General features: G+C 46.0%; 17 protein-coding genes. 4 read left to right on the top strand and 13 right to left on the bottom strand.

From position 1 onward, the window contains the following. Nucleotides 1-42: 42 nt before the first annotated feature. The 4 genes from IDJ77_RS25650 to IDJ77_RS25635 all read left to right on the top strand — a co-directional run bounded on the left by IDJ77_RS25650 (nucleotide 43) and on the right by IDJ77_RS25635 (nucleotide 5,893). Nucleotides 43-4,194 carry a hybrid sensor histidine kinase/response regulator transcription factor gene (locus tag IDJ77_RS25650; protein ID WP_191191855.1) on the top strand — a complete coding sequence of 1,384 codons (4,152 nt, stop codon included), beginning with the start codon at nucleotides 43-45 and terminating at the stop codon, nucleotides 4,192-4,194. 440 nt (nucleotides 4,195-4,634) lie between these two features. Beyond that, entirely contained in the window at nucleotides 4,635-4,958 is a 324-nt protein-coding gene (locus IDJ77_RS25645) for an ArsR/SmtB family transcription factor (RefSeq protein WP_191191854.1), read from the top strand. A 41-nt stretch (nucleotides 4,959-4,999) separates the two neighbouring features. Continuing rightward, nucleotides 5,000-5,491, top strand: coding sequence for an SRPBCC family protein (locus tag IDJ77_RS25640; RefSeq protein ID WP_191191853.1), 492 nt, complete (start codon nucleotides 5,000-5,002; stop codon nucleotides 5,489-5,491). 45 nt (nucleotides 5,492-5,536) lie between these two features. After that, entirely contained in the window at nucleotides 5,537-5,893 is a 357-nt protein-coding gene (locus tag IDJ77_RS25635; protein WP_317174374.1) for a VOC family protein, read from the top strand. 217 nt (nucleotides 5,894-6,110) lie between these two features. Here IDJ77_RS25635 and IDJ77_RS25630 read toward each other — a convergent pair whose 3' ends face one another. The 13 genes from IDJ77_RS25630 to IDJ77_RS25570 form a co-directional block, all read right to left on the bottom strand. Then, nucleotides 6,111-7,745, bottom strand: a complete 1,635-nt coding sequence (locus IDJ77_RS25630; RefSeq protein ID WP_191191852.1) for an alpha-amylase family protein — start codon at nucleotides 7,743-7,745, stop codon at nucleotides 6,111-6,113. Between the two features lie 166 nt (nucleotides 7,746-7,911). Further along, nucleotides 7,912-8,757: a phosphatidylinositol-specific phospholipase C/glycerophosphodiester phosphodiesterase family protein gene (locus IDJ77_RS25625; RefSeq protein ID WP_191191851.1), complete on the bottom strand. Its 846-nt coding sequence runs from the start codon at nucleotides 8,755-8,757 to the stop codon at nucleotides 7,912-7,914. Nucleotides 8,758-8,902: 145 nt separating this feature from the next. Further along, a complete protein-coding gene (locus IDJ77_RS25620) occupies nucleotides 8,903-9,919 on the bottom strand; it encodes a substrate-binding domain-containing protein (RefSeq protein WP_191191850.1) in 1,017 nt (338 codons plus the stop codon). Nucleotides 9,920-10,047: 128 nt separating this feature from the next. After that, nucleotides 10,048-11,277 (bottom strand): sugar MFS transporter, encoded by a 1,230-nt coding sequence (locus tag IDJ77_RS25615; protein WP_191191849.1) that lies wholly within the window; start codon nucleotides 11,275-11,277, stop codon nucleotides 10,048-10,050. A gap of 102 nt (nucleotides 11,278-11,379) precedes the next feature. Continuing rightward, entirely contained in the window at nucleotides 11,380-13,662 is a 2,283-nt protein-coding gene (locus IDJ77_RS25610; RefSeq protein WP_191191848.1) for a GH92 family glycosyl hydrolase, read from the bottom strand. A 118-nt stretch (nucleotides 13,663-13,780) separates the two neighbouring features. Continuing rightward, the gene (locus tag IDJ77_RS25605) at nucleotides 13,781-14,443 is read right to left on the bottom strand and encodes an SGNH/GDSL hydrolase family protein (protein WP_191191847.1); all 663 of its coding nucleotides are present in this window, start codon (nucleotides 14,441-14,443) and stop codon (nucleotides 13,781-13,783) included. A gap of 318 nt (nucleotides 14,444-14,761) precedes the next feature. Further along, nucleotides 14,762-15,940: a DUF4185 domain-containing protein gene (locus tag IDJ77_RS25600; RefSeq protein WP_191191846.1), complete on the bottom strand. Its 1,179-nt coding sequence runs from the start codon at nucleotides 15,938-15,940 to the stop codon at nucleotides 14,762-14,764. A 27-nt stretch (nucleotides 15,941-15,967) separates the two neighbouring features. Then, nucleotides 15,968-17,134, bottom strand: coding sequence for a prolipoprotein diacylglyceryl transferase (locus tag IDJ77_RS25595; protein WP_191191845.1), 1,167 nt, complete (start codon nucleotides 17,132-17,134; stop codon nucleotides 15,968-15,970). A 219-nt stretch (nucleotides 17,135-17,353) separates the two neighbouring features. Further along, complete coding sequence (locus IDJ77_RS25590; RefSeq protein WP_191191844.1) at nucleotides 17,354-20,473, bottom strand: SusC/RagA family TonB-linked outer membrane protein; 3,120 nt, start codon at nucleotides 20,471-20,473, stop codon at nucleotides 17,354-17,356. 39 nt (nucleotides 20,474-20,512) lie between these two features. Beyond that, nucleotides 20,513-22,228 (bottom strand): RagB/SusD family nutrient uptake outer membrane protein, encoded by a 1,716-nt coding sequence (locus IDJ77_RS25585; RefSeq protein WP_191191843.1) that lies wholly within the window; start codon nucleotides 22,226-22,228, stop codon nucleotides 20,513-20,515. A 27-nt stretch (nucleotides 22,229-22,255) separates the two neighbouring features. Continuing rightward, nucleotides 22,256-25,348 (bottom strand): SusC/RagA family TonB-linked outer membrane protein, encoded by a 3,093-nt coding sequence (locus tag IDJ77_RS25580; protein ID WP_191191842.1) that lies wholly within the window; start codon nucleotides 25,346-25,348, stop codon nucleotides 22,256-22,258. A gap of 97 nt (nucleotides 25,349-25,445) precedes the next feature. Then, a complete protein-coding gene (locus tag IDJ77_RS25575) occupies nucleotides 25,446-26,447 on the bottom strand; it encodes a DUF4961 domain-containing protein (protein ID WP_191191841.1) in 1,002 nt (333 codons plus the stop codon). A gap of 32 nt (nucleotides 26,448-26,479) precedes the next feature. Further along, the gene (locus IDJ77_RS25570; RefSeq protein WP_191191840.1) at nucleotides 26,480-26,917 is read right to left on the bottom strand and encodes a DUF5004 domain-containing protein; all 438 of its coding nucleotides are present in this window, start codon (nucleotides 26,915-26,917) and stop codon (nucleotides 26,480-26,482) included. Between the last annotated feature and the right edge of the window lie 7 nt (nucleotides 26,918-26,924).

Genomic DNA, 26,924 nt, shown 5'->3' with positions numbered 1-26,924 from the left:
TGTTGTTAAATGGATACGACTTACTTGGGCCAAAAACATTGTATGTGGAAATTAATTAAATGCAGCCTGGCAATATGCTTAACATTACATATTTCACCATTGATAAGTGTTGGTCAAGACAACCTCAATCTTACATCTATCACCGTAAAAGAAGGATTATCGTCAAATACAGTTAACGCTATTATTAAAGACCATAACGGATTAATGTGGTTTGGTACTACCAACGGGTTAAGCAAATATGATGGTAGCAATTTTACTATTTACAGGCATCACCAGGGCGACAATAACAGCCTTCCTTCTAACGAAGTTTTAACTTTATTTGTAGATCATTCCGGAAAACTATGGGTTGGCACAGCAGCAGGCGGCCTTTGTTATTATGACCAAAAACTCGACAGATTTCAACGATACAAAGGCGACGGTGCCTGGAAGGAGCTGTCCACCATATCCGCCAGAGCCATAATGGAAGATCATGACGGAAACTTATGGGTTGGAACTTATGGGGATCTGAGAATGTTTGATCTTAAAACAGGCCGTTCAACCCGCCTGCCGATGAACTTTCCTAAAATTACCGACGCAGGAACCTTTGTAGCAATCTCTCTATTAGAAGATAGCCGCCATAGCATATGGGTTGGAACCAATAATGGCGCCTACCTTTATAACAGTAAGCAACGTAAGTTCACAAGATTTGTTCATGATCCTGCTGACCCAACAAGTCTGAGTAATAACATCATCAAGTCGATCGCTGAAGACTCTGAGGGAAACATTTGGTTTGGCACTTTCGATGGTATTAACAAACAGGTTTCGCCCGGTAAATTTATAGTTTACAAATATTCTCCGGGCATAAAAAACTCCATACGCAATAATGCCGTGTTTTCTGTTACAGCCGGCAAGGACGGCAGCGTTTGGATAGGTACAGAAGACGGAGTGAGCATATATGATGTGTCAACCGCGCGATTTAAGCAATTAACACCCGACCCCCGCAACATCTTCAGCCTTAAAAGCAAATCGATCCGGAGTTTCTTTTTAGATCCTGAAGGAATTTATTGGGTTGGCACGTTTGGCGGCGGGGTAAGTAAATACGATAAGCATTTACCACTTTTTAACCTGAAACAAAGCAACCCATTTGACCCGAATGGGCTTAAAGCGCCCTTTGTAACTTCGTTTGCGGAGTACAAGAACGGGAACATCTTTGTTGGTACAGATGGCGGCGGCCTCGAGTTATTTAATAGTAAAACAGGCTTATTTACACCGTACAAGCTGATCAGTAAACTTGACGGCACTGCAGCAGCTACAATTTTGTCAACCCATATAGACCGGAACGGGTTATTATGGGCAGGCACCTACCATCATGGCGTTTTTTATGTTGATCCTCAGAGCAAAGCGCTCGGACAGCTTACAAACGATGGAACATCGAAAGGCCCCGGCAGAAATGATATCACATCCATTACCGAAGATAAGCAGGGAAGGATGTGGTTTGGCACACTGGGATACGGCATTGATATTTATGACCCTCAGAAGCGTGTATCTTCGAGATTAAGCCGTAAAGCGAGCGTTGGCTTCAAAGGCAATTTGCCACTAAATGATTTTATTGCCTGCATGGTAACCTGTGCTGAAACCGGCAACGTTTGGATCGGTTCTTCAGGGACAGGAATTGCACTTTATAAACCGTCGGACGGAAGTATAAGCCATTATACCAAAGCAAATAGCGGGTTGGCCAATGATGTAGTTTCTACTTTATTAATTACTAAAGATGGTACACTTTGGGTAGGTACAAATGATGGTATAAGTTATTTAGACCCTAAAACAAATCGCTTCTTTTCATTCAAAGAATCGGAAGGACTGACAAACGGCTTTATTAAAAGTATAGTTGAAGATGATACCGGCTTACTTTGGTTTAGTACCGACCGGGGGATTGGCTCTTTTGACCGGGCAAAAAAGAATTTCAGGAACTTCACAGCAGAGAATGGTGTTCAACAAGGGTCGTTTTTACCCGGGGCCGTTCTTAAAACCTCGCGCGGCGAGTTGTTTTTTGGAGGGCAAGATGGATTTAACTACTTCACCCCCGAAAAATTACCGCCTTCGTCTACACCCGGAAAAGTTATATTTAGCGGGCTCAAAGTAAATAATTTGCCTGTAATACCGGCATCAACCTCAGCCATTGCCGAGCAAATTGGCAACGCCAAAGAGATTACGCTTGCGTATGGCGAAAACTTCTCGATCAACTATGTGGCCGTTGATTACACCTCCCCCAAGCAAAACCTTTATGCCTATAAACTTTCGGGGTTTGATAAAGGGTGGAACTTTGTTAATAAAGCCCGAACCGCGAATTATACCAACCTTGACCCGGGCAGCTATGTTTTCCAGGTAATGTGCAGCAAAAGCGAAAATAGCTGGAACAACGCCCCAAGCCAAATAAAGGTGATTGTGTTGCCCCCGTTTTGGCGCACAGCCTACGCTTACGCCTTATATCTGCTGGCTGCGGTATCCATTTTATTACTGATACGTAGGCAGGGCATTAGAAAATTGCGAAACGAATTTGAAGCAACCCAGGAAAAATTACAGGCTAAACAATTGATAGAACGCGAACGCCTCGAAGCGGAGCGGTTACATGAACTCGACCAGGTAAAAATTAAAATACTGACCGATTTAAGTCATGAATTCAGAACACCAATTTCGCTGATCCTTGCTCCCGTTGATAGATTGATGAACCGCGGTTTTGAAGGCGAAGACTTTGGTCAGCTGAAAATGATCAACAGAAACGCAAAACGACTACTTAATTTAGTTAATGAGTTGTTAGATTTTCGCAAAATGGAGGAGCGGGAGCTAAAACTAAATCTTGCGCCGGGAGATATCGTCCGTTTCATCATCGAGTGCTCCGAATCTTTTCGCGATATAGCAGATAACAAGCAAATTACATTCAATATAGAAAGTACGCAAAAGGTTTGGACAACGCAGTTCGATAGTGACAAGATGGAAAGGGTGATACTTAATTTATTATCCAACGCGTTTAAGTTTACTCCCAGGGGTGGTTGTGTAACCATCAAAATAAATATTTGTAATGCCAACGAGTTGCAGCCTACCTTATATTTAACTATTTCGGATACGGGAATAGGGGTAGCTGAAAATGACCTTGTTAAAATCTTCGATCGGTTTTATCAATCAGGGCAAAAAAGTTCGATAATGAACCAGGGAACCGGGATCGGGCTTTCTATCACTAAAGAATTTGTAGAACTACACGGAGGTAGTATATGCGTTAAAAGTGCCTGCGATAGAGGGAGCGACTTCATTATAACATTACCATTGCTCCCTGCGATTGCTTTTGCAGAAGAACCAGAAATAGATTTAGCACAATATAACAACCCCGCCTATGAAACTATTGCGGCACTTCCATTAGACGACTTCACAGAAAGCGCTTCAAATATAGCTACTGTGTTATTAGTAGAGGATAACGACGAATTCCGATATTATCTCGCTAATCACTTGAAACAATATTTCCAGATTTTGGAAGCTGCAGATGGCAAACAGGGCTGGCAAAAAGCATTAAGCGCCCATCCCGATTTAATAGTAAGCGATGTGGGCATGCCTTTGGTTAATGGCATAGAATTAAGTAAAAAAATAAAATCGGACAAGCGCACTTGCCACATTCCGGTTATCTTGCTTACGGCTATGGCAAAGGAGGAGGAGCAACTTAAAGGCCTGCGCTCAGGAGCAAACGACTATCTCACCAAGCCGTTCAATTTTCAAATTTTATATACAAAAATTTGCAATTTGCTTATTATGAGCAATAGCCTAAAAGAAACGTACTCAAAACATATTCAATTCCAGGTCAGTCAAATTGAAACGGAATCGGCTGATGTTAAATTGATGAACAAAATAATGGAGTGTATAGAGAACGGCTTAAACGATCCTGAGCTATCTGTTGAAAAACTAAGTAAATATGTGGGCATGAGCCGGGGATCGCTGTACTACAAATTGCTTGAACTATCAGGGCATACGCCTGTTGAATATATCCGCTTGGTGAAGTTGGAAAAAGCAGCAGCACTGTTAGAAACGAGTGACTATAACGTAGCCCAAATAGCTTATATCACGGGCTTTGGCACCCCAAGCTATTTCTCAAAAACGTTTAAAACTAAATATGGCTTACTACCATCGGAATATTTAAGTAATAAAAGAATCTCAAATTCCAAATTTTAGGTATCAAGTACCATTATTAAATAACGGTGCTATTTATTTACGCAACAATAAACTCATTGCTTTAGATTTGAGACCGAAGCGGCCTTTTTATCTCAAATCTCTTATCTCACATCTACAAAAGCGCTTTCGCCTTTTTAACTGCATTATCTACTGTAATACCGAAGTGCTTGAACATATCTTCGGCCGGTGCCGATTCGCCGAACGTGGTCATGCACAGCGGATCGCCTTCGTCGGTGGTCGTCTGCGCCGCCTAAGATTTAATAGCTTAATCCCCGTCGTGTAAAGTAAGACGCGGTTTGGTTTGTTATTGCATCGAATACCACAATTACCACTAAACATCCCATCATTATACCAGCCAAAAAAAATGCAGATATATTTGCGCAACTCAAAAGTTGCATATATATTTGCAACCTGAAGGTTGCTTATTTAGATATTGCAAAATGAAACAAGATATATTCCAGGCCATTGCCGACCCTACACGCAGGGCTATTTTAACCTTACTCGCCATCCAGGCTTTGACGCCAAATGTAATGGCCGAAAAATTTGATATGACCCGGCAGGCAGTATCAAAACATATTAAAGTTTTACACGAATGCGAATTGATTAAACCTGAGCAAAGCGGCCGGGAAATTTACTATCACTTTAACGCAAAAAAAATGCAGGAGTTTGACCATTGGTTAGCCCAATTCAGGCAAAACTGGGAAACTCAATTTAACCAGCTCGACCATTTATTAACAACAATTAAAACACAGACCACGAAGTAGCATTGATACCAATAGAATTATTAACTAATCATCAATAAATAATGAACAACGATTTGCTATTTGATTTTAACGTTGACAAAACAGCGAAAACGGTTTATATAACCAGGGAATTTAATGCCGGGCAATCTTTAGTATGGGATGCCTTTACCAAAGCCGAACTGCTGGACCAATGGGGGGCACCTGCACCTATGCGCGCCAAAACCAAGTATATGAATTTTGAAGTTGGCGGGCGGCGATTTTACGCGATGATAAGCCCCGATGGGCAGGAGCGTTGGGCAGTGCAGGAATTTACATCCATTACCCCTAAAACCAATTTTAAGATGTACAACGCGTTTGCAGATAAAGATGAAAATCGTGAACTGCCGGGTTCTGAATGGGATTACAATTTCAGTGAACAAAATGGTATAACCAAAGTGAACATCGTCATTTTTAATGAGTCGTTTGAGCGCTTGGAGAAATTATTAGAGGGCTTCAAAATAGGCTTCACCATCACCTTGAAAAACCTGGAAGAGCTGTTAGCCTCTTTATCATAGAGAACATAAAAAGAAAATTTACAATCAATTTAAAAAATAAAAATTATGAGAACAATTAACCCCTGGATCAACTTCAACGGAAATGCCGAAGAAGCGTTCACTTTCTACAAATCAGTTTTTGGCGGCGAGTTCGCAAAGGTCGTCCGCTTTAGAGACCTGGCAAGCGCTGAATTTCAGGTGCCGGAAAATGAAGCCAACAAAGTAATGCACATTGCTTTACCTATTGGCAAAAACAATGTGTTAATAGCTAATGACGTTCCCGAATTTATGGGCCGGGTAAACGAAGCCGAAAACCGGTCTAAAATAGCAGTTAGTGCCGAAAGTAAGGAAGAGGCAGACCAGATATTTAACGGCCTATCGGCAGGTGGAGATATTGAAGGGCCCATTGGAGACAGCCCCTAGGGTACCTACGCCGGCATGTTTAGAGACAAATATGGTATTGAATGGATAGTGGAATTTGACCCAAATTATTGAATTTAGGAAAACGGTATCAGGTGTTCGATTGGAATCCCTTCCACTCCGCAAAGAATATATCAAACTATTCAAAGAGGCTGTATCATAAATCATGATCAGCCTCTTTTTCTTTAAATCCTACGGACACCCATACACTTACAAAAGATCAATCCCAGTTAAAGGTAACTTCCTTATTATTCAGTTTCCATTTTTCGGGGAAAGGGTTGGTGAGCCAATCAAGCGGTTCGCCGTTTGGCTGCACTTTGGCGGCATTGGCAAAGGCTTGTTTAATGGCAGCCTTTTTCTCGCCGTCCAATATATCCAGCTCGGCCGATATAAACAGCGGCGAACCACTTTCGGCCAGTAACTGCATCCACTGCTTATTTTTACCCCATGGAACATCCTTGGTAAGGCCAACGCAATCGCCATCGGCTGCGTAAAAAGTATTGTTTTGCGGCAGGCGGAAACCTAATGTATTCACCCCCATCTTTTTGGTTCGTGCCCACTCCTTTCCACTGGTATCATCACCAATACGGTTAAGCTCGAAAACACCTGCGGATAAATGGCTTAAGGTATTACATCCTATGATATACATATCCCCCGCCGCTCGCCTTATGGTGCCATACAGGTTATTAATGATCTCGGCATTTGTTTTGGTTTGATCCTGAAACTTCCAGCCCGGGGCCGTGAAGCTATTCTTCATTTGCATGCCCCACCTGCCAAAAATATCCCAGGTGCTGTAATCGTGCTTTACCATATGGTACCCCCATTGTTTATACAGGGCAATGTTGCGCTTAACCCGCGCTAAGTTTTCGGGGATGGTTGGGTCGAGTATCAGTTCATCTTCCTGGCTGCGCCCGGCTATTTTGGGCGCTAGTAAAGTTTTACTATCGTCTTTACGGGCAATTAAGGGGCGTGTCCACAAGCCGGGCCGCATACCATGGCTTTTTATCTCGTTGGCCATTTTATGCATATCCTTAAACTTATCGTTCACAATAGAAAAATCGTCGGCCTGCTGCCACCCGTCATCAATTACCGAAAAAGGCCGGTTACTGGTATCAGTAACCAATTCGGCCATGGCCGTGGTTTGATCTTTGATGGTTTGATAGGAGTTTTTGCCGTAAACCACGTACCAATCGTTAATGCCGTAAACGGGCTGTTTGGGTAAACGCGGTTTAGCGCACATTACTTTGCAAAAATTGGTATGGGTTGCATAGGGCGTTTGCCCCGCTTTACTCATACCCGTTACAATATCGGCTGCGTGCAGGGCGCGCTGGCCAAGCTTTACACCTACGCCACCCGAATGAGTATCCAAATAAAGTTCTACAACATCAGGCTTAACTTCCCACCAGCAAATTGTATTACCACCGGTTTTTACGCCGAAGCACGCGGTTTGTTTATCATCATGTAATAGTACATACCATGGGTTACGGGTATTGGCATCGGGTGCTTTCCATGCAAGGTCGCCGTAGGTACGCTCCCAGTGGTCGCCCAAAACCTTTGCGTTTCCCGCAGTTTGATATTTCCATTTAAATTTTACCGTTTGCAGTTCTGCCAGGGGCGATTGCACATACACGGCCCGCGCGTTTCCGTTTGTTTTAACTTCTACCTTAATATCCTGGTGTGTAAAAACAGCGCCACCTTTACTTGTCAGTTTTATCCATTGGTCGCCTACCTGTGCCCAGGCTTCATCCGGGTGATTGATCAGCGAGGAACCGTTGCCGGCAGCATAGGTTAACCTGCTGTACATAACCGCTGCAAAGCCGGCGGCCGATAGTTTGATAAAATTACGTCTTAACATAGTTTAGTTTGTAATGCTTTCGTTCAGTTGATAAACTGGTACTTCATATACCTTGTGTTTTTAAGACCCGTTGCGCTTTATTGAGCCTTTACTTACCTATAGCCGAAAATAAAAAAAAGCCCGGTATACGTAGCGTTTACCGGGCTTTTATGCGTTAAATTATCCTTTAAGGCAGGTTTGCATTTGCATACGTGCCCTGCCTTGCCAATAAAAAGCCTTTCAATTCTTCCAGTTTATCGGTGTTTATCAGGTCGACGCCGCAGTTTAGCAATTGCGTCCAAACCACCTCCTTTTCGGGTGATGCCCATAGCCTTACCTTTTTACCGTATTTATGGGCCATGTTTACAAACGCCGTTAAGCGTTGCTTTTGGGCGGCCGGCATTTCGCCTTTGCCGCTCCATTTAAGTATTTTACCGTATTTGCAGCTGGCGGTTTGGTATACGTTGGCAGCAAGCGTATCGTGGTAGGTTTTCAGCAGGTCCTCATCAATAAAGGCAAGGCGGTTTTTCTCTGCCTTTAGCATTTTAAAGGGCTTGTTGCCGGTTATTACTACGTTTATCTGGCGCTGTACGTAAGTACCATTTTCATACCCTGAGATTATTGATCTGTATTTATTCAGCAGTACTTCTAATGCCGCATAAGTTTTATTAGCGTTTGATTTAATATCGATCATCAGGGTGATGGGGGCCACAGGGCGGGCCGCCTGCATGCTTTTACCGCTGATACACTCCATCAAAGGTGCCAGGTAAAGGCTTTCCAATGTGCGATTTTTTTCCAGCATCGGCAAAATATGGGCCACTATCAGTTTGCCGTTGCGCAGGTAAATATCAGCTTCCACATGGGTAAATCCGTTATCAAGCGCATCAAACAACGGCCGTTTGTGCCAGTAATCGTTATGGGCAAAGGCATTTGCCAAAGGGATAGATTGAGCGAAACCATTGAAACTTGCTGTTAAAAGCAATAACGGTAAAAATAATTTAACAAAGCGCAGGTGCTGGTTTCCTCTTGGCATATGTCATTTTGGTTTGCCCTAATATAGGGAGATAAATCAATACCAAATGATAATTCTATGACAATTCTGCGTTAAATTTTGTTAATTTTTTTTCTTCGGGAGAAAAGCGCTTTAATTGGAATTTTGCCGGGAGCACAAGCGTTGTTTATTTAGCTTTAGACGATCCCCTGATGTTAAAATCAGTTTTCAGTACGATAGATTGCGAACTGATATGCTGCGATGAAGTGTTCAATTTATTCAGCAAAACCGTTATTACGCTATCAGCAATAGCTTCTATAGGCTGCGCAATTGCGCTAACGGGTGGCGAGAACAGTTTAAATACATCATAATCATCAAAAGATATCAGGGCCAGGTCGTCCGGCACTTTTAGGCCAAGGTTATTGATCACTTTTAACCCACAGGTACCCACGTGGTTGGTTCCAAAGAACACGGCATCGAGATTTTTATTTTTTTTGAGGAAGGTACTTATCGGCCCCATGATGAGTTCCTCGTTCTGATCGAACACGATCTCCTGCACTACGGGTTTTAATCCGCTGGCTTTGATAGCGTCTTTATATCCCTGCAAACGCGCCTGCATTTGCGTTTGATGCGATGCGAAGGTGATAAAAGCTATATTTTTATACCCCTGCTGCACCAAATGCATGGTTGCGTTGTAGGTGCTGAACAGGTTATCTATCTCCACATAATCGGTACTTACATTTGGCAGGTGCCTGTCAAACAATACCACCGGCATCCCGTCCTTTATCAGCGAACTGATGTCTTCCTCTATGCCTTCGGGTGGGGCAATGATATAGCCATCCACATGCCTGTCGCGAAACATGTTGATGAGGTCCTTGGTTTTAGAGGTATCGTTATCGGTACTGCAATAAATAATTTTGTAGCCGTTTTTGTAAGCGCGGTCTTCTATCAGCCTGGCAATAGCGGCGAAGAAAGGGTTGGAGATATCTTCCACCATCAGGCCAATGATATTTGATTTGCCGGTGCGCAAACTCTTGGCGAGCGAGTTTGGCTTATACCCTACTTCGGCCACAAATTTTTCTACACGCTCTACCAACTCTTTGCCAATTCGCTTCTCCTGCGCACGCCCGTTCAGGATAAAAGAGATGGTAGTTTTAGAAACGTTTAGGTGGTTGGCAATATCAACTATCGAGAGTTTTTTCACGTGCTATTTTAATAAATTCAAATATAATTAATATCACAAACAAGCAGGGTACGAAATGCCTGATAAATCGATTTATTGTAAAGATTTCCAATAAAATTCAATCATCCTAATACTATTTTGACATAAAATTATACGGCCGCCGTGTTTTTATTTAGGCGCCGGTAGTTAAAGCCAAAAAGAAAGATAACCGCATAACAAATAATAGGCAGATAATAAGCCTGCGCCACGTTATGGTTGGCCACCAAACCCATCAGCAGCGGAAATAAACCACCGCCTACAACGCCCATTACAATAAACGATGAGGCCTGCTGGGTTTGCTTGCCCATGTTTTTCAGCCCAAGGCTAAATATGGTTGGGAACATAATGCTGAAGAAGAAATTGATGAACAAAAGCGCCACAAACGATACCCATCCAAAGCCCTGCGCTACAATAAGGCACATCAAAATATTACCCAGTGCAAAAGCAGCTAACAATTTGTAAGGGGCAATAAAGCGCATCAGGAAAGTGCCGGCAAAGCGGCCTATCATCATCATTACCATGCTCAGCGAAAAGAAATAGCTGGCCTTACCATCGCTAAAATGCATTACCTCGTGGCCGTAATTGATAAAATAGGCCCAGGTACCACCCTGCGCGGCCACGTTGAACAACTGCGCTATCACCGCAAAAACAAAATGCTTATGCTGAAACAGTTTTTTATCGGCATGGGCCACTTCGGCTGTTGAATAGGAATCGGTTGAAACAGTATGCGGATCTGTTAATGGCGGAACTTTGATAAACGCAAAAGCGATGGCTATAGCAGCAATTACCGCGCCTATAGTGATGTAAAGATGCTTTACCGAAACCAGGTCCTGCTCGCCGGCGAAGATAACCGAGCTGCCGATAATAGGGCCGATAATGCCACCCACCCCATTAAATGCCTGGGCAAAGTTAATGCGCTGATCGCTGGTACGCTGGTCGCCCAACGACGCGACAAAGGGATGCGCTACGGCTTCTAAAGTAGCCATTCCGCAAGCTAAAATAAACAATGCTATCCTGAAGAATGTGAATGATTCGGCATCGGCTGCCGGGATGAAAAGGAAAGCCCCTACAGAGTAAAGCAGCAGCCCTAACAAAACACCGTTCTTATATCCAAACCGTTTCATGAACAGCCCCGCAGGGATGCCCATTACAAAGTATGCCCCGAAAATGGAGAACTGCACATAGGCCGACCGGGCCTTACTCACGTGCAGTACGTTTTGAAAATGGCGGTTCAGCACGTCGCCCAGCGTCATGGAGATACCCCACATTAAAAACAGGGAGGTAACAAATAGCAGCACTAACAGGTATTTCCGTTCGGTAAACTTGGGTTTGGCGTCCATCCGGCAAAGTTAAATTGGGTTATATTGGTGCTGTAAATTAACTCAAATGTTTTGCAAGTACCAACAGCCGCTTAATTTTTACTGCGGAAGCCAATTTTAATTCTACGGCTTATCCGCTTTTGATAGCGAGAAAGGCCTGTCCTCCGCTGCCAGCCCCCGGGTTAAATTCGGTTGAGCGCCCATCTCCAAATGCAGCACACCGCCATTCATAATATCGCTTTGCGTGATAAAATTATGGGTGTATGGCTTGCCATTTAGCGTTGCGGACTGGATATACACGTTAGTTTTGTTATTATTATTGGCCTCAATGGTGAATTTATTGCCGTTCTCCAACGCGATGGTCATTTTCTTAAACAGCGGGCTACTAATAACATACTGATCCGTTCCCGGGCAAACGCTGTAAAAGCCCGCCGCGCTCAGTACAAACCAGCTCGACATTTGTCCCTCATCCTCGTCGCCCGGATAACCATTTTCCGTTGCGTTGTACATTTTGTCCATCACCTCGCGCAGGTGCTGCTGGGCTTTCCAGGGTTGGCCGGCATAGTTGTACATGTACAGCATGTGGTGGATGGGTTCGTTCCCCTGTGCAAACTGGCCCATTTTAAATTCGGCCATCTCCGTCATCTCGTGGATAACCTGCCCGTAGCCGCCAACTTTGATGGTACCCGGCTCGCTGAATACCGAGTCGATCTTCGCAGTGAAATTTTTATCGCCGCCCATCAGGTTAATCAACCCCTGCGTATCATGAAAAACCGACCAGGTCCAGTGCCAGGCGTTACCCTCCGTATACGGGCCGCCCCAATCCATCGGGTCGAAGGGTTCTATCCAATCCCCCTTGGCGTCTTTTGCACGCATAAAGCGCGTTTTCGGGTCGAAGAGGTTTTTATAATTATACATCTGGCGGGCAAACACATCTTCATAAAATTTATTACCGGTTGCCTTTGCCAGTTGATAGGCGCAAAAATCATCGTAAGCAAATTCAAGCGTCCAGGCAGTAGCGCCTTCGGTTTGCTTAGTGTAGGGCACAAAGCCATTTGCATAATATTCCTTCCATCCGGGGCGACCGTTTGCACTACCCCATGGGCCTTTGTTGGTGGCCTCGTGGTAATAAGCCTCAAGAGCTTGTTTTGGGTCGAAACTGCGAATCCCCTTCATCCAGGCATCGGCAAGCAAGGATATAGAATGGTTACCCAGCATCCCCCCTGTTTCGCCGGGGAAGGACCATGACGGCAGCCAGCCGCATTGTTTTTGTGCATCCAGAAGGGCTTGGACCAACTGCCCTTCCATTTTTGGATGCAACACCGTATTCAGCGGAAACTGGGCACGGAAGGTATCCCAAAAACCGTTATCGGTATACATATAGCCATCGTGTACCTTGCCATCGTAAGGACTATAGTAATATGGTTTACCATCCTTACCATACTCAAAAAACTGGTGCGAAAACAGGTTGGCATGGTACAAACAAGAATAAAAAGTTGCCTTTTCTTCTTCCGTACCGCCCTCTACCGCCATACGGCCGAGCAGTGTGTTCCAAACTTTATCTGCCGCTTTGCGGGTATCGTTAAATGATTTGTAGCCGCCCAGTTCTGTTTTTAAAGTAAGCGCTGCCTGCTCAGGGTTGATATAGGATGAAGCCACTTTAGCCTGCACGGTTTCGCCATCCTTAAATTTGATATAAGCACCAACGCCATCGCCTTCTGCGGTTTTATCGCCGGCTTTAGTGGTGTTCTTTTTATTCTCCCAGGTACCAAAAGCGGTAAAAGATTTATCAAAAGTAATGATGAAGTAGTTTTTAAAACCCTGCGGTGCCCAGCGGCAGTTGTTCACATAGCCGGTGATGGTTTTTGTTTTTGGGTTGATGCTTACCATGCTCATTTTGGTGTAGCCATCCAGCACGAGGTATGAACCTGCACCTTTCGGGAACGTAAAACGCAGGTGCGCGCCACGCTCGGTAGGCGTCATCTCGGTGGTGATATTGTTATCCAGCTTTACTTTGTAATAGCTGGGCTGGGCAATTTCGTTAGCGTGGCTAAAGTTTGCAGCGCGTTTATCCTCGTTCACTATCAAATCGCCGGTTACAGGCATCAGCGAAAACACCGCATAATCGTTCACCCAGGAGCTGCATTGGTGCGATTGCTGAAAGCCACGGATCTTTTTCTCAAAGTACTGGTATTTCCAGCCGTCGCCGTTTTTGCCGGTTTGGGGCGTCCAGGTGTTCATGCCAAAAGGCAGCGAGGTTGCCGGGTAAGTATTACCGTACGAAAACTCGTATTTGGTATTGGTACCCTGGCGGGTGTTTACGTACTTCACCAAATTGGCTTCCTGTGCCGAGAGTATATTCGCCATTAGCATTAAAATTGCGCAGATATGTAAAGCTCTCTTCATTTGTAAATGTAATTTATCGATGACCTATCGAATTAGCTACCGAAATCGTTTTAGCAAAGGGTCTAAAAAAAGGAGGCGTCACCGCCCCCTTTCAAACCAAAATATAAACCAAAAAATACTATTTAATCAGCGTTTGATACATGATATCGGCCACTTGTTTATTACCCTCTGCATTCAGGTGCACACCGTCGCCGGTAAGGATTCCCCTATCTTTATTCTCCGGGTTGTTCTTTAAACCGTATTCGTGGAAGATCTTACGGAAATCTATCAATCCGCAATTGTTTTGCGCGGCTATATCGCGGATGATCTGCGAGTATTTGTTCAGGTCGCCATCCAGTTCATTACTGTAATCCGTTTTTTCGCCCACGGATGCCGGCGTGCAAATGGTAACCTTAATGCCCTTTGCCTGGAATTTTTTGATGAGCGCGGTGTAGAATTTGCCAAATTTGTCCCAATCGGTGCCGGTACCAAACATCCGCTTGTGCCACACATCGTTCACCCCTACCCATATCACCACCACATCGGGGTTCTTGGTGAGTACATCCTCTTCGTAGCGCAGGTATAAGTCGTAGATCTTATTACCGCCTATACCCGCCCCTGCAGCCTCATAATCGCCGGCTTTGTTATTATCCTTTAGTTTTTGCTGGAACAGCGTAATATAGCCATCCGGGCGTACACCGTATTCGGTAATGGAATCGCCGAAAAATACGATCTTAACCGGTTTTTTGGTTTGGAAGCTGCACATTACCACAATTGCGGCAAGCATTAATAATTTCTTCATTTTAGTTTAATTGGCAGTAAATGCTAAATTGATTTAGCTAAATTATATATTATTTTTAAAGTAACAAATTATATGTGAGAATTATTCGGAAATAGCGAGTGGGTGGCTGAACGGTATACTCGCCGCTGACCCGAAAAATTGAAAAATTACCTTTTTTGACGATTAAAAAAAACGATATTTATGTAAACCCTGCAAAAATACAACTAATTGATTATAAATTAATTACAAATTAATTTTGTGAATTGTGTAAACTTTTGTAAACCCTAATTGCTGGCGATAAATAGGAAATGAAAAATACACACCTTTTCATCCGCCAGTCTATTGAAATTTTACCCTTATAAACCGCGGCCGGTACAAGTTAGGGTGTACCTTAAGGTCTTTAATAAACTCTACGGAATTGATATTGTAGCTGATCAGCAGCTCGCCCGGTTTAGATAAGCTTGGGTGGGCCTTAGCGTTGTACACCACAAAGGTTTTCTCCACCAGGTCCGGCTTACAATCCCATAACTTGATAATGGGGCCAAACGGCCCTACGGGACTTGCGCCGATACGCATCCCCACTGTTGTGCTCATGCCGCCATGCTGAAAGATTAATGCATAACGCCCATCCGGCAGGGCAGATACACTTAACTCGTTGGATACGCCATCGGTTATATTGGCCACTTTACTGATATCGCTTACCCAAGCGTTGCCGTCCCAATAGGTCCATTTGGTAAAATCTTCAAAATCTTTTGGCAGCACACGGGCCACCATCAGGTTTTTAACCATACCCCTTACACCGTAAGTATAAATATAGCCATCTGGTTGCGGCGCGCCAGCGGTTTTGGTATTTACATAAACACCTGCGCCAAACGATCCGATATCATTCTTTTCATCCAGCAGGTAAAGGGGAGTATCCATCTGTTTCAGATCCTTATAAGGTGGCTTGCTGCCTGCCGGGATTTTGATAAGCGTATTGCCAACCTCCCTAAAACCGAATGCCCCGCTGCTTACATTGCGTACCCGGTAGCCAAAGATGTAGGTGGCATTATTCGCTTGGTTCACAAAGCCATCGCCCAGCCAATAGTAGTCGGTACTATCTGTTTTGGGTGTTTTGGGAATGAATATAGATTCGGCGTTACCTTTGGCATCCTTATCCCAGTAAAACTTCATTTGTTTGGCCAGCGGCCTATTTCCGTTGAGCAGCGCAACCGAATTATGGATCATTTTATAGCCCGGCATCATGGTATTATCCCTTATCTCCCCTATCATGCTATCACTAAAGATGAACAAGATCTTATCCTTCGCCTTTGCACGTTTTCCCTCTATCCCACTTAGTGGTATGGTGTAAATTCCGTCGCCGCCAAACCAGCCTTTATCGCGCTTCAGCAATGCCGACCATTCCGGCGCTTCTGCTACTGTAAATTTAATATCGGTAAGGTTTACCGGCTTTGTTTGGGCCACGCCCTGGTGCATCGCGCAGCAAATAAACAAACACAATAGCGTAAGCCTTTTCATATGGGGAAGGGATAAATTGTCAATGGTTTATGTGGTTTGTTTGGATAATACGTAGCGCTTATAACCGATGATGGTTAGCCCCACCAGTCCGCCAAGCAACATCAGGCCGCCAATTAGTTCTGCCTGTGTAAAAGTAAGTCCTAAAAAACGGTAATAAAAATTTATGCGGATATGTTCTATCAAAAACCTTTCGCCGCCATTGAGGATGAGGTAGATAGAGAACATCAGCCCCGGTATTTTTATCTTTTTGCGAAAAACCCACATCAGTCCAAACATGCCGATGCATAGCACCAGTTCGTAAAGCGGGGTTGGGTATACACCCTGCACCAGCTGGTTACAGTAATTACCATTACAGCCGGGGATGGGAACACCCGCGTTAATAGAGTTATGCGGATACTTAAAACTCCAGGCCCAATCCGGTAACCAGCCGAGCCAGTTTGGTTTGAGGTGGCGGTTGATGATCCCCCAGTCGCCATCGCCGGAGAGCTGGCAGCCTATACGGCCAATACCATAAGCCAGCATCATACCCGGCGAGCCGATATCTGCCAGGTGCACCTGTTTCATGCCGTGGCGGTAGCCGATGTAGAGGTAAGTAAGTGCGCCGAATATCAGCCCGCCGTAATAAGCAAAGCCGTTTACGGAGAACAGCACACCCAGCGGATCGTACAGGAACTGATCCATATGCTCCACAGTATCAAACAGTTTGGCACCGATGAAACCAAAAAATCCTACACTAAAAACGATGAGCCCCATCAGCTGGTAAGGGTGCCTGGTTTGGTCTATTACCTTTGGCTGGGGCAGGGCGTGTTTCTTACGATCAAGGTAGATCCACAGGGCAAAGGCCGTGCCCCCGAGTATGCCCATAAGGAGGCTGCCCCGAGGGGATAAAATGTAGCCTCTTGGATCTGATTGAAACTTGCTGTAGTTGAGCGCAGCACCAAATACCTTGAAGCCAAATACAAAGCCCAGGATAAAATTAGCGCCAATATCCAACACCGTAGCACGCTGGCCCACAAGCACTTTTCGTTTAAAGGCGTGGATTTTCCCGTTGGCTTCGTAACGTTTAAACTCCGAAGTAAAAACTACGTACGCCAGCAAAAACGACAAAACAATAAACAACCCAAGCGTTTGTATGGGGAACAAAAAGCGTACATCAAAAAGGTAGTAAACCAGGTCGCCTATGGTTGGGAACATGTTGCTAATGTATAAAATACCGGGGCAATAACTGTGATGGACTGTGGGCAAAAAAGTGTTAAAAGCACAATTTTCCTCTCCTTTTTTTGCTAAAATTTCTGCTTTTTTGTCAAAAAAAGGGATAAAACCGTGCCCTTTTCGGCAACATTTTTTCCATAAAAACAGCAAAGGTTAACACCGTATTTGTGTTAACCCTGCTGCCTTAAATTTCAACCAAATTTAAAAACCTAACTGGATCCCCAGGTTCACTACGCGCTGGTTGATGTAGGCATCGCCCGCGGTGTTGGTAGAGATCTCCGGATCCTGCTGGTACTTGTTGTAATTATCCCAGGTGAACAGGTTGTATGCGCTCACATAAATACGAGCATTGCTTATTTTAAATGGCAGCAGTTTGGTCGGCAGCTGGTATCCAATATCTACCGTTTTTAAACGGACGTAGTAGGCATCAACCAGCCAGTAATCGCTAAAGTAGGCGGTTGGGCTGTTTACTGATGTTGGATTGAAACCTAAACGCGGGAAATTAGCCGTGTTGGCTGTCGCCGGCGTCCAGCGTTCCTGGTGGATGGGCTGAAACTGGCTTTGGAACGGCTCGATACCGGTGCCCAGTACCGCGAAGCTATAGTTAAACGAACCCTGGAACAATACACTTACGCTGAAGCCTTTGTAAACCGCCTGTAGCGATAAACCCAAAATGGTGTTCGGCAGGTTGGGGTTGCCAATGGCGCGTTTATCAAATACGTTGATAATGCCGTCGCCATTCAGGTCCTGGTACCTGAGGTCGCCCGGCTGTAGTGGGATGCCGTTATCCGGCAGGGCAAGCGGGTTACCCACATTTGAACCCTGGTGCGCGGCTTTGTAAGCGGTAATGGCGGCAATATCATCTGCAGTGTAGTACCCCAAAAAGTGGTACCCTTGCTGTTGACCGATGGAGTAACCGGTTTGTGCCAGCCATGGGTAAGCCGGCGCGGCCTCATCTTTAAACAAAATTTTGTTTTTGGCGTACGAGAACACTAACCCCGCGTTGTACTGTAACTTGCCTGCGTTGCCATGGTAGCTAACAGATCCGTCGAAACCCTGGTTTTGCGTACGGCCAATGTTCACCGCCGGCAGGTCAACGCCCAATATCAACGGTACACTGCCCGGTGTTATCAACTGGTTGTAGCGCACATCATGAAAATAATCTACCGTTACCGAAACCTTATCTTTAAACAAGTTCATATCCAAACCTATATCCAGCTTTTTGGCGCGCTCCCAAACAACTTCGCCGTTGCCCAAGGAGCCCTCGGAGATGGCACCATAGTTTTGTTGCGATTGCCCAAAGTTGTAGCCGCCGCTGTTGTTATACACCTGGTTGTACACGTAACGGTTGCCCGGTGCCGCATCCGAGCCAACCAAACCGTAGCTGGCCCTTAATTTAAACAGGCTGAACATTGGGAAGGCATTCGTAAAGAAATCTTCTTTCACTAAATTATAGCCAATACTTACCGCCGGGAAAATGCCGAAACGGTGGTCGGCGGCAAAACGGTCGGTACCGTTATAGGCCACGTTAAAATCTATCAGGTACTTTTGCTTATAATCGTACCCTATCCTGCCCGATGTGCCTCTGAATTTCTGCGGAACACCTACTAAATTACCCGCTAAAAATGGCGCGGCATACAGGGTGTTTGATGTTTGATTAAACAAGGCCAGAGCGGTAAAATGGTGCGTATTGCTAAAGGTGCGGTCGTAATTAAGGTATACCTGCAGGTTGTAATTATTGGTATTGATGTCGGTATTGCCGGTAAGCCCGTAGTTTTGATAAACATAGGTTGCACCCGGGCGCAGCGAGTATTGTTGCGTTACCGGGTCATAATGGTATGCGGGGATCCCCTCGTTAAAGATCTGCTTAGTGAATTGCTCCACGCTGGAGTAAGCTATGCGGCCGATTAAGGATAAGCCATCAGTAATAGCATCCAATTTTTGCGTAGCGCCAAACAGGAAGTTAAAATCTGTTCTGCGCGAGTGCTGGTAACCGCCGGTAGCCAGCCTTGCATTTAGCGTTGGCAAGTGGCCGGGGTTAAAAGATGAATACGCGTAGCTGTACGTGCCATTAGGGTTTAGGTAAGGCGCTGTAAACGGTGTTTGCTTCGTAAAATCGTAGATCTCGCCTACCGCGTTTTGGTTGTAGGGCTGGTTTAAGTCGCTAAAACGGGTGGTAACATCCAGGCGGAGATCTAAGGTTTTATTTACCCTGAGATCTAAATTCGAGCGGAAGTTGTACCTGCGGAAATAGTAATTGGTGTTCACCATTGCCTGCGGATCATCAAAATCGCGCACTAAACCATTTTGGTTTAAGGCGCCGCCGGATACAAAGTATTTTAGCGCGTTGGTACCACCCGATATATCCAGGTTGGTATTGGCCTGGTAGCTTTGTTTCTTAAAGATCTTCTCGTACCAGTTCACATCCGGGTGGCCGTAAGGGTCGTCGCCGCTTTTAAAATGGTTCAGATCCGCCTGGCTAAAGCTCTGCTGCAGGCCATCGTTTACCTGTGCTTCGTTTATCAGCACGGCAGCATCGTACGAGTTTAAAAACTTGGGCGTTTTTGTTGGCTGGGCCATACCGCCCTCTACCCTGATGTTAATTTTTGGTGTGCCGCCTTTACCGCGGCGGGTGGTAACCACCAATACGCCGTTAGCTCCTTTTATACCGTATACAGCGGTAGTGGAGGCGTCCTTCAGGATGGAGATGCTCTCTATCTCGTTTACGTTTATCTGCTGTAACTGTTCGTACTTGTACTCGATATCATCAACAATAATGAGGGGCTGATTACCTGCCGGATTTAGCGAGCTTACCCCACGGATGTAAAAATCTGATGCATCCTTACCGGGCTGTCCCGATCCCTGCTGCGAAAAGAAGCCCGGTAATTTACCTGTAAGCGCGTTTTGCACGTTGGCGGTTGGTACGGTACGGATCTCGCCTGCCGAGATAGAACTTACCGCGCCGGTGTTGGTGATACGCTTGCGGGTACCGTATGCTACTACCGATACCTCATCGATACTGTTGGTACTGGTTTGCATGATCAGATCGAGCACCTGCCCGTCCTGTACTTTTACTTCTTGTGTATTATAGCCTATAAAGCGTACAATAACTACCTTGCCCTGGCCTTTCAGCGTAAGCGAGAACCGTCCATTCACATCAGTAGTAACGCCATTGGTTGGCATTCCTTTCTCCACTATGGATACCCCGGGCAGCACGCCTGTAATATCGCGTACCTTGCCGGTTATGGCTGTGTTTTGAGCATACAAAGCCGCCGGAAGCAATGTGAGTATGATTTGAAAGAAAAGTATTATTTTTCTCATAACTGCGTAATTAATTGGTTAAGTTGATTCTTTCAGGTATTACCATCCGGGGTTTTGTTTCATATTCGGGTTCTTCTGCACCTCATCATAAGGTATTGGGTACAGGTACATTTTTGGCGAGTCGAACTTGGTCGTCAGCACGTTAATGGGGTTGTAGTTTAAGCTGCTACCTATTTTTACAATGCTTACGCCGGTGCGCGGCTGGTTCATTACGGTTTCGGCAATTTTCCAGCGGCGGATATCCCAGTAGCGGCTCTCCTCAAAAGCAAATTCCGCACGCCTTTCGTTTTGGATAACAATGCGCATCTCATCCCTGGTCATACCTGTTTTTAAGCCATACTGGCTGCCAGCGCCTGCCGCTATGCCTGCACGCTGGCGGATGCTTTTCACGGCGTTGTAAACTTCTGGCGTTGCCCCGGCAGATTCGTTGAGCGCTTCGGCATAGCCAAGAACAATATCCGCATAGCGTAAGATGAGCCAATCGGTACTGTGCGAGCTGTAGGCGTTGGTGCTTTCGAAGTTGCCCATGAATTTGCGCATGTAGTAACCCGTTTTGGTTTGCTGCAGTGTTGTATTAGGTTTGCTTTGCCCGCCCTCAAAGGTTTGGATAGATGTATTAAGCCATTGCGCGCCATTATAAATAACATTGTAAGTAAGCCGCGGGTCGCGGTTATTGTACGGGTTGTTCACGTCGTAGCCGGATGCCGGATCAGTAATGGCCAAACCATTATTCATCGGGAAGGCATCCACCAGCTGTTGCGTTGGGCTGGTTTGCCCTTTGCCTGTCGCGCCCGAAAAACCTACCGGGCCGTTTGTGGTTTCAACTCCATTGCCGTTGCCGCCCTGGCGGAAGAACAAGATCTCGGGATTATTTTGGGTAGTAAAAATATCTTTATAGTTGACCAGTAACGAGTACGTGCCCAGGTCCATCACAGCTTTGCAGGCAGCAGCGGCTGCTGTCCAGCGGGCGGCATCAAAGCTGGTGTAGCCGGTTAAGGGGTTGGCAGCATCTATGTTACCACCATTAAACAGCGGACTGGCAGCATACAGCAGCACTTTGGCCTTTAGCGCCATGGCCGAGCCTTTTGTAGGGCGGTGGCTATCGGCTTCGGGGCTGGCAGGTAAGGCAAGCGGGTAAACCAGCAGCGAATCTTTTATAGCGTCGCACTCGCTAACAATGTATTTTATGCACTCATCGAAAGAGTTGCGGGGCAGCGACAGATCATCGGTAATGGTGTACACCTTGTTACCCATCAACGGCACACCGCCGTAGCGTTTTACCAGTTCGAAGTAGAACATGGCCCGCAGAAAACGCGCTTCGCTTTTCCACACGAATTTTTGCGAGAAGCCATTGTATTTGGCCAGCACCGGTACCACGCCAATGTTGTTTACAAACTCGTTTGCCTGGCGGATACCCCCGTAGTAGGTTCCCCACAAGTTTTCATCGTTAGGGATAGTATAAGAATTGTATGACGCGGTAGACAATATAGTTGCTACGTTGGTTGGGCCCGAGGCTGATGAAATGGCATCGTCAGATGCTGCATCCAGGTAATCGCCCCCTACCCTGTTGTGTCCGTTCTTTAGCACCGAATAAATACCGTAAAGGTACTTCTGTGCATTTACACCCGCAGAATCCCTTGGATCGAAGATCTTATCGATACCTACCTTATCCACGGGGAACTGCTCGTATTTTTTGCAGCCGGCAATTGCCAGTATCAGTATCAGGGCCGCTATAATATTTTTGTGATTTTTCATGATCGTATTTTTTATGATGGCCAAAAATTAAAGCTTAACGGTAAACCCTGCGTTCACTACCCGCTGTATGGGATACGCTCCGTTGCTAACTTCCGGGTCGATGCCTTTATAGCCGTAAAAGGTTACCAAATTCTCGCCGTTGGCAAATAACCGCACACCAGATAATCTTAATTTCTTTACCCAGCTGAATGGCAGGTTGTAACTTACCTCTGCGTTCTTCAGCCTGATATAATCGCCCGAGCGAACGTACAGGCTGCTATATGCCGTATTATTGGCATTGCCTGTTGTTAAGCGCGGCAGCGTAGCTGTTGCGGCGGTTTCGGGCGTCCAGCGGCCGGTAAGGTTATCATAACCCTGCCCGGCATAAGTAAGGCCCAGGAAGCCAATCCCGGCAAAGCCGTTCACCATGGAATTATCAAACAGGAACTGCCTGTTCTCTACCCCCTGGATGATCATGCTGAAGCCAAAACCCTTGTAGTTGAAACCAAGCGATGCACCATAATAAATAAGCGCTTTGTTGTTGCTGATGTTGGTGATATCAAACTGGTTGATCACACCGTCGTTGTTCAGGTCGGCATATTTTACGTCGCCTGCCTGCGCGGTGTAGCCGGTTGTGGTAGCGCTTGTGGCTGCTTCCTGTGCATTGTTAAAGAAACCCAATGCCTTGTAACCATAAATAGCATCGGTAGACTGGCCCGTACGGCGCAGCCATGGGTAAGGTGTTGGTGTTTCGTCGCTAAAAACACTGGTAGATTTTTGTACCGATGCATTACCCGAAAAGAAGTAATTGAAATTGTTGATATTGTTCTGGTAGGTTAAAGTAAATTCTGTACCTGTGTTCAGCACCACGCCAATGTTCTCTACAGAATAAGGTGTGCCCAACAGCAATATGCTGCGGCCGCGCACCTGCAGCAAGTCCTTATATCGGTCGTGATAGTAATCGGCAGTAACACTCAGATGGTTATTGAACAGGGCGATATCGGCACCTACGTCAATTTTATCTGCTTTTTCCCAGCTGATAAGCGGGTTGGCCAGTGAGTTGGCAAAAACGCCCTGTACATCGCTTCGGCTGCTGCCGGTGCTGTACTGGTACCCGTTTGGCGAGCCGTAGGTTTGAATAAAGTTGTAGTAACCATAATTATCTACGTTGCCGTTACCGGTGCGGCCATAAGTGGCGCGCCATTTCCACGAAGAGATAAAGCTTAGGTTATCTTTAATAAAATCCTCTTTACCCATTTGCCAGCCCAGGCCGCCCGCGTAAAACACGCCAAACTGCCTGCCCGGCGCGTAGCGGCTGTAACCGCTGCGATTTACGGCACCTTCTATAAAGTATTTGCCATCGTAATTGTAACCGGCCTTCAGGGCTTCGTTGGTGGTGGTGGCCGTTAAATCAAAGTTGAGATTCATCGACCGGGTATCGTACATCAGCTTACCGGTGAAGTTGTGCTTGCCAAAGGTCCTGTCGTAATTCAGCGCCAGCTGGCCGTAAAAATAGCGCGCGCTGGATACGCTGCTAAAGTTATTTTGTTGCGACGATGGAGAGCCAACGCCCGCGTAAGAATCATCGGACTTTATTAAAAACACGTTGTTTTGTAAGGACCTGTTCACCAGGCTTTGCGATGAAAGCGCCAGGTTGCCCATTGCCTTGCCGGAGAGCCCTTTGGTAATGCTGCTCATATCGTAGGTAAGATCCAGGTTGGCCAGCACATCGTTGCTGTTGGTTTTCTGGTAGCCCGAATATTCGGTTTGCGCTAAAAGGTTGTTAGTGTAGGTGGTGGTACCTGCAAAAGAGCCGTCGGGATTACGTACCGGGTAGGCATTGTTTGGCGTGCTGTATAAAGCACCCAGGATGTTTGAATACCCCGCGCCCGGTTGTGTTTGCGATTGGATACGCCCAAACATCTGTAGATCGACCACAAATTTCTTGGTTACGTTTACCGTAACATCGGTGTTGATGATGTAGCGGTTTAGGTTGTTGTTGGTATTGTAAGTTACATCGGGCGCGGTGTTAAACATCCCGTCCTGGTTCATGTAGTTAAGCGATACGCTGTAGCGGGCTATCTCGCTGCCGCCGTTCACATTCAGCTTATAGCTGGTCATGGGTGAGTTTTTGCGGAGGACGGTGTTGTACCAGTTTACATCCGGGTGGCGCGTAGGGTCGCTGCCATCGCGGTAGGCGGCAAAATCGGCAGCGCTGTAAATGGGCAGTTTTCCATCGTTTTGCAGGGCTTCGTTATATAAATAAGCATATTGGTAAGTCGGCAGCGGCGTAGGCAAACCCAGTGGTGTTTGCGATGCGGTTTGCGCGGTGAACGAAATTTTTGGTGCACCGGCCTGCGCACGTTTGGTGGTGATAAGGATAATACCGCGCGAGCTGTTTACGCCCAGCAAGATACTGGATAAACCATCTTTTAAAACAGATACCGATTCGATGCTTTCCGGGTCGAGGGAGGAGATCTCGCGCTGCACCCCGTCTATTATGGTAATTGGCGACTGCCCCCGAAGGTTCAGGAAAAACTCGGTATTATCATTTGCCTGGTAGTTGTTGTGCTGTACCACGTTACCAATAAAATCGGCATTGGTTTGCCCGGATGTTTGCGGGATAGCGAAACCGCCACGCTGCTGGGTGTACAAACCGGCTAATTGCCCCGGCAAAGCATAAGTATAAAGCGTAGCGGGCGTGCTGGTTAACTGGTTGGTGTAGATGGTAGATATCGATCCTAAATTTTTATCGGCATCGGCAGTGCCATACAGCACATTTATTTTTGATGGTGCTTTAATGTAGGTATCAATCAGTCTCACCGTCACATCGCTGCCTTTAAAAGCGACTTCGCGGGTACTATAATTGGCGGCTTTAAACACCAGCGTGTTGTTGGCTGCAGCGCTTATCTCAAACCGTCCGTTCCTGTCGGTGCGGGTGGTATCTGCTTTGCCTTTTACGGCAACCTTTACGCCTTTAAGGGGGTTGCCGTACTCATCAAGCACAAGCCCGCCGGCCATACCGGGGCGGGTACTACCCTTGGCGGTGGTATCCTGCTGCATAGCATGGCCGCTTGTAGCCAGTGCCAGCATCAGTATCACCAAAGCCGTAAAATATTTATTTAAGTAGCAATTAGCCATTGTATAAAGTTTAAATTGTTGGCAAAAATTAAAATATCGGTTTAGCGCGGGCACACTATGGTCTTTGATATGCCCCGTGGTTTATGTTTAAAACTGGTTATCCGCACTTAAAGGTGTACACAAACGGCTCTGCTGTATTACCATAACCCACCTTGGCCGTACCCGCCTTGTTGGTAACAAAGTATTCCATCTTCACTATTGTCTGCGTATCGGTAGCATTAAAAAACGACCTTGGCCAAAACGTTATCTGGTACCGCTTGCTGGTTGCCGAGGTTTGTTTCATGAGGGTTTTGGCGGTTTGCTCGCATACGGTGATGGTTTTACCATCGTCGGTATAGGCGGTGGCGCACAGGTAAACTTCGGCCTCGCCGCTAACCGGGGTAGCTACTACATTACCATCAAAAGTGAGGGTAACAAAATCATTATCCAGCGATTTCGGCGGATCTACAATGGTTAACTGCGGGTTGCAAAAATCTACAATATCGCCGCTGCCGCCGGTTACTTCAAAGCAAGGGGTGCTTACCTGGCTAAAATAGGTACCGTTACCATCGCTGATAAAGCCGTTGCCTGTATCGGTAATTACATAGCCTAATTTTACCAGGGTGTTATTGCCATCGGCAGCAACCTTCATTTTAATATTCAGATCGCCGGTGATGGTGTGCCCGCCTTCGTGGATGTAAGCTTTATCGGTTTGGTAGGCCACCCATTCCATATCATCTATCAGGTTACCCGCGTTTCCAAAGGTTTTCTTCATATAGCCCGACCAGGTTAACCCTCCGCCATTCTTTGGCAGCGAGCCATCAGGTATCAGGCTCATGGTGCCATCGCCCAGCGGGCTGGTGTAGGTAATGGTGGTGTTTTGCGCGGCTTTCCAGCCTTTTGGTACCAGTATACCCAGTACCAGGTAATCGGGGCCGCCGTTACCTGCCGTAGGGATAGAAATATGCACCGTGATTGGCACTATATCGCCAACCTTGGCTGTGGTGGGCTGGTCTACCCCGGTAATTACCTCGCCGCAGCAGGCCAGTACAATACCCAGGATAAGGCAGGTGCATATGCGCCATAAATGTTTGCCTTTTATATGTAAAGATGTTCTCATAATCTGTCTGTATTCGGATTTAAGGCTGTGGGTTAGTTAACTTTTTGGAGCACGTACACATAAGAATTATTGGTGCAACCCGGGCTAAAGGTTAAGCTAAGCTGCCTTTTTCCGTTTACTATAGGGTAAGTAAACGCGGTTGCTATCGGTGTTTTCCCGGCAGCGGTAAAGGTTATTTTGTATGGGTACTCCGGGTCGTCAAGCGCGAAAGCGCCATCTTTATCCACCAAAAAAGGCAGCTTATTCACCAGCGTGTACCCACCCGATGCGAAGTTTATTTTAAACGCGCTGAAATCGATGATCGGGGTAAGATCGGTACCGTTGCGGGTCGCTTTTATCACCTGCCAGCTGCCGGTAATATCTTTCAACGCTTCTTTTTGCTGCAGCACCTTTTCGGTTTTGCACGATGCGGCCATTATGGTAATCGTCATTACCAGTATCAGCGCTTTTATTTGATATATCTTTTTCATATACTTA

It is taken from the genome of Mucilaginibacter pankratovii, from assembly GCF_014773265.1.
Lineage (GTDB): Bacteria > Bacteroidota > Bacteroidia > Sphingobacteriales > Sphingobacteriaceae > Mucilaginibacter > Mucilaginibacter pankratovii.
This window is presented reverse-complemented; position numbering and strand designations above follow the sequence as displayed.

Bases quoted from the DNA above. Each gene is read 5' to 3' on its own strand.
- IDJ77_RS25605 (WP_191191847.1), bottom strand. From the start codon at position 14,443: ATGAAGAAATTATTAATGCTTGCCGCAATTGTGGTAATGTGCAGCTTC.
- IDJ77_RS25645 (WP_191191854.1), top strand. From the start codon at position 4,635: ATGAAACAAGATATATTCCAGGCCATTGCCGACCCTACACGCAGGGCT.
- IDJ77_RS25640 (WP_191191853.1), top strand. From the start codon at position 5,000: ATGAACAACGATTTGCTATTTGATTTTAACGTTGACAAAACAGCGAAA.
- IDJ77_RS25650 (WP_191191855.1), top strand. From the start codon at position 43: ATGTGGAAATTAATTAAATGCAGCCTGGCAATATGCTTAACATTACAT.
- IDJ77_RS25575 (WP_191191841.1), bottom strand. From the start codon at position 26,447: ATGAGAACATCTTTACATATAAAAGGCAAACATTTATGGCGCATATGC.
- IDJ77_RS25585 (WP_191191843.1), bottom strand. From the start codon at position 22,228: ATGAAAAATCACAAAAATATTATAGCGGCCCTGATACTGATACTGGCA.
- IDJ77_RS25615 (WP_191191849.1), bottom strand. From the start codon at position 11,277: ATGGACGCCAAACCCAAGTTTACCGAACGGAAATACCTGTTAGTGCTG.
- IDJ77_RS25635 (WP_317174374.1), top strand. From the start codon at position 5,537: ATGAGAACAATTAACCCCTGGATCAACTTCAACGGAAATGCCGAAGAA.
- IDJ77_RS25625 (WP_191191851.1), bottom strand. From the start codon at position 8,757: ATGCCAAGAGGAAACCAGCACCTGCGCTTTGTTAAATTATTTTTACCG.
- IDJ77_RS25570 (WP_191191840.1), bottom strand. From the start codon at position 26,917: ATGAAAAAGATATATCAAATAAAAGCGCTGATACTGGTAATGACGATT.
- IDJ77_RS25610 (WP_191191848.1), bottom strand. From the start codon at position 13,662: ATGAAGAGAGCTTTACATATCTGCGCAATTTTAATGCTAATGGCGAAT.
- IDJ77_RS25630 (WP_191191852.1), bottom strand. From the start codon at position 7,745: ATGTTAAGACGTAATTTTATCAAACTATCGGCCGCCGGCTTTGCAGCG.
- IDJ77_RS25595 (WP_191191845.1), bottom strand. From the start codon at position 17,134: ATGTTCCCAACCATAGGCGACCTGGTTTACTACCTTTTTGATGTACGC.
- IDJ77_RS25580 (WP_191191842.1), bottom strand. From the start codon at position 25,348: ATGGCTAATTGCTACTTAAATAAATATTTTACGGCTTTGGTGATACTG.
- IDJ77_RS25600 (WP_191191846.1), bottom strand. From the start codon at position 15,940: ATGAAAAGGCTTACGCTATTGTGTTTGTTTATTTGCTGCGCGATGCAC.
- IDJ77_RS25590 (WP_191191844.1), bottom strand. From the start codon at position 20,473: ATGAGAAAAATAATACTTTTCTTTCAAATCATACTCACATTGCTTCCG.